The 3,736-nt window shown below is 34.2% G+C and carries 3 protein-coding genes; 2 read left to right on the forward strand and 1 reads right to left on the reverse strand.

Annotation, left to right across the window (positions count from 1 at the left end; all coding sequences use genetic code 11):
- The coding region (locus tag ACI32A_RS08690) for a carbohydrate kinase family protein (RefSeq protein ID WP_439754663.1) at nucleotides 1–638 on the forward strand (638 nt) is incomplete at its 5' end.
- Here the strand turns inward: ACI32A_RS08690 and ACI32A_RS08695 are convergent.
- Nucleotides 635–3,139 carry an NYN domain-containing protein gene (locus tag ACI32A_RS08695; protein ID WP_439754664.1) on the reverse strand — a complete coding sequence of 835 codons (2,505 nt, stop codon included), beginning with the start codon at nucleotides 3,137–3,139 and terminating at the stop codon, nucleotides 635–637. The two genes, ACI32A_RS08690 and ACI32A_RS08695, sit on opposite strands and share 4 nt — an antisense overlap.
- Nucleotides 3,140–3,219: 80 nt before the next feature.
- Here ACI32A_RS08695 and ACI32A_RS08700 point away from each other — a divergent pair.
- Nucleotides 3,220–3,736 (forward strand): PLP-dependent transferase (locus tag ACI32A_RS08700; protein ID WP_439754665.1); only part of this gene is annotated, 517 nt, incomplete at its 3' end.

Here is a 3,736-nt window from a genome sequence, read left to right on the forward strand (position 1 = left end):
TTTATAAAGAGGTAGATACAGCTGTTAATGTGGTTTTGATCAAAGAAGATGGGTCTCGTCATTTTTTAGTGAATCAAAATGGGTCTTTACGAAAATTATATTTAGATGATATTCCTTCTTTTTCAGGGGATATAATGTGTTTTGCTTCGATTTTTGTATATCCAGATTTCAAAGACAAAGAATTGTTTTCTTTATTTTCCTATGCCAAGAAACAAAAAATGAAAGTAGTAGTGGATATGACGCGTTGTAAAAATAATGAAACAGTTTCAGATTTACAACAATCGCTTCCTTTGATTGATTATTTGATTCCCAATGATACGGAGGCTATGTTGTTAACACAAACGCATTCACCTCAAGAAGCGGCTTTAAAATTCATAAAAGCCGGTGTGAAACATGTCATTATTAAATGTGGAAAAGATGGTTGTTTTGTACAAACTAAAGATGAATCGTATTGGGTAGAAGGATATAAAGTAAATTGTGTGGATACAACTGGAGCTGGCGATAGTTTTGTGTCAGGTTTTGTCAAAGGTTTGTGTATGGATTTATCATTAAAAGAATGCTGTGAAATGGGAAATGTATTTGGCAGTAAAAATGTACAATATATTGGAGCTACAACATGGATCAAGGGAGAACATTAGTTCTCCCTTAATGCTTGAAAAGCTTGTTTATTGACATTTCTTACACGCATTTCTAGTTCTCGTGCACTCATTCGACTAGCTCCACTTGCTAAAATGGAATTTTGAATCAATCCATCAGAAGTGGCTACCGTAATTTTGTATTTTCCTTTTAAATCATGAACAAGTTTTTCTATATAACTATCTGCAGTTTGTCCGTATTTGGTATAAATGACTTCGGTATCACCGGATTTTGAATTTCGAGAATAAGTGTCTTTTATTCGATAGGCATCAAAGACAATCATGACTTTAATATTTTTATAGCCTTGATAATTTTGAAGTAAAGAAATCAATGTATCACGGGCATAAGAAATATTTTCTTTGACATCGTCTTTTAATGAATTCCATCCATATAATTGATTATAACCATCGACAATCAAACACTCTGGTAGTTTTTCTTCAACTTTAACACGTTCATAAGAAAAATCGACTTTCTTTTTAGGTTTTGTGTATTGTTTCTTTTTATTCTGATTTTGACCGGAAATCATATTGAAAACACGTTGCACTTCTTCTTCCTTGATGTTGTATTTAACAGAAGAATAAGACGTTAATGAATTTTCTTTGGGTTTGATATGCATGTAGTTTTCCACTTCATCATAGGGAACATAGAAACCAGAGCCATGGGTACAGAAAACCGATCCTGTTGGATTTTTAAAGTCTTGTTCGCTGTCATAGCCAATAGAGGCAATAATTTCATCGGCGTCTTTGCATATATCATATCCATCTAATTGACAATTGTAAGTTCCTTTTCCTTTGGTGATCGCAATCACTTCATTTTGATAGTTCATCAATAAGCGAACGGGGCCTCTTCCTTTTATGGTCATAGTTCCATCAAGGTTTTCTTCAATAGTAACTGTAGCTTGTTTTGTTTCCAAGTCATATAGGGCTTTGGATAGACAGGAAGAATCTAAATTCAGTGTAAAAGAATAATAAGGTTCCAATAAAATGGATTTTGATTTTTTAAGTCCTTGTCGAATAGCTCGATAAGTTGCTTGACGAAAATCGCCGCCTTCTGTGTGTTTTAAATGACTTTTTCCAGCCACTAAAGTAATTTTCATGTCTGTAATATAAGAACCCGTGAGGACACCTTTGTGTTGTTTTTCTTGCATGTGCGTTAAAATCAGGCGTTGCCAGTTCATGGCTAAATCATCCATAGAGACTTCACTATCAAATTGAAGGCCACTGTTTCGTTTTAGTGGTTCTAATTTAACATGGACTTCGGCATAGTGTCGAAGAGGTTCAAAGTGTCCTACGCCATAGACTTCTTCCTGAATGGTTTCTTTATAAATAACTTTTCCTGTTGTAAATCCGACTTGTATGCCACTTAAATCATAAATCTTTTTTTGAAGTACTTCCATTTGGATGTCACCCATTAATTGAAGCGAAATTTTTTTGGTTTGTTCGTTGTATTCAATGCGCAACTGTGGGTCTTGACTCACTAAGATGTTACATGTTTTCATCATTTGAACAGGGTCTATCGTTTCTGGTAATAATAATTGATAGTTTAAATAGGCATTCAATAAAGGTTGTTCACTATCTTGTTCGATGCCCATGCCTTGTCCGACTTCAAAATGATGGAGTCCTTTTAGTACACAAATCATACCGGCTTGTGCCTCAGAAATCATTTGATAGTTTTTTCCATTATAAAGACGAATCTGATCGACTTTTTCTTCTTCGTTGATTTTTTGTTTGGTATATAAAGTTCCGCTTGTGATTTTGACATGGGTCAAGCGATTGCCTTGTTCGTCATTGGATATTTTATAAACTTTAGCACCAAATTCATTTCCGTATTGTTTATCCAATGAATAATCACATATGGCATCCATTAATTCTTCGATTCCAGTTACTTTTAAAGCACTTCCAAAGAAACATGGAAAACATTGTCTTTTAAATACGAGTTGTTGTATAGAAGAAATGGAAATGGTATTGGTGTCCATGTATTCGTTTAACAGGTCATCCGATAACATGGCTAGTTTTTCGTCTTTTTCTGTATCTGAAAAATCAATACATAAACTAGAACAGCGTTTTGTCAAATCCTTTAAAATGTCTTCTTTTGATATATAAGAAATATCCATTTTATTGATAAAACAAAGACAAGGAATGTGGTAGTGTTCTAAGCATTTCCAGATGGTTTGGGTATGGCTTTGAACACCGTCTTGTCCATTGATTAAAATAATAGCTAGATCTAATACTTGTAAAACTCTTTCCATTTCGCTGGAAAAGTCCATATGGCCGGGCGTATCAATGACATAGATGTCATTGTCTTTCCAGCTAAAATAGGCTTCTTTAGAATAAATGGTAATGCCTCGATTTCTTTCCTGGCCATCGTAATCTAAAAAAGCATCCTGGTGATCGACTCTTCCTAATTTTCGTATTTGTCCGGCTGTATATAACATACTTTCGATACAGGTTGTTTTTCCGGCATCAACATGGGCTAGAATGCCTACACATATTTTTTTTCTCATGTCATTAATGTAGCATAAAAATGAGGTTTTAAAAAGTTAGAAGATTTTGTAAAATAGAAAGAGTAGGATGGTGTGAAATTATGAAACAAGATACAAAGTGTATTCAAGCTGGATATAGTCCAAAAAACGGGGAATCAAGAATGATTCCAATTGTTCAAAGTACAACTTTTAAATATGATACAAGTGAAGATATGGGGAAATTATTTGATTTGGAAGCCGATGGTTATTTTTATACACGTCTTCAAAATCCAACCAATGATTATGTTGCCAACAAGATTTGTGCTTTAGAGGGTGGAACGGCTGCTATGTTGACTAGCAGTGGACAAGCCGCAAATTTCTATGCAGTATTTAATATTGCCAATAGTGGCGATCATGTGATTTGTTCGTCTACGATTTATGGGGGAACTTATAATTTATTTAATGTAACAATGCGAAAAATGGGCATTGAATTTACGTTTTTAAATCCGGATTGCTCAATGGATGAATTGGAAAATGCGTTTCAGGAGAATACTAAATGTGTTTTTGGAGAAACCATTGCCAATCCAGCTTTAAATGTATTTGATATTGAGTCCTGGGCAAAAAAGGCACATGAACATG

Source organism: Floccifex sp. (assembly GCF_051873555.1).
Taxonomy (GTDB): Bacteria; Bacillota_I; Bacilli_A; order Erysipelotrichales; family Erysipelotrichaceae; genus Floccifex.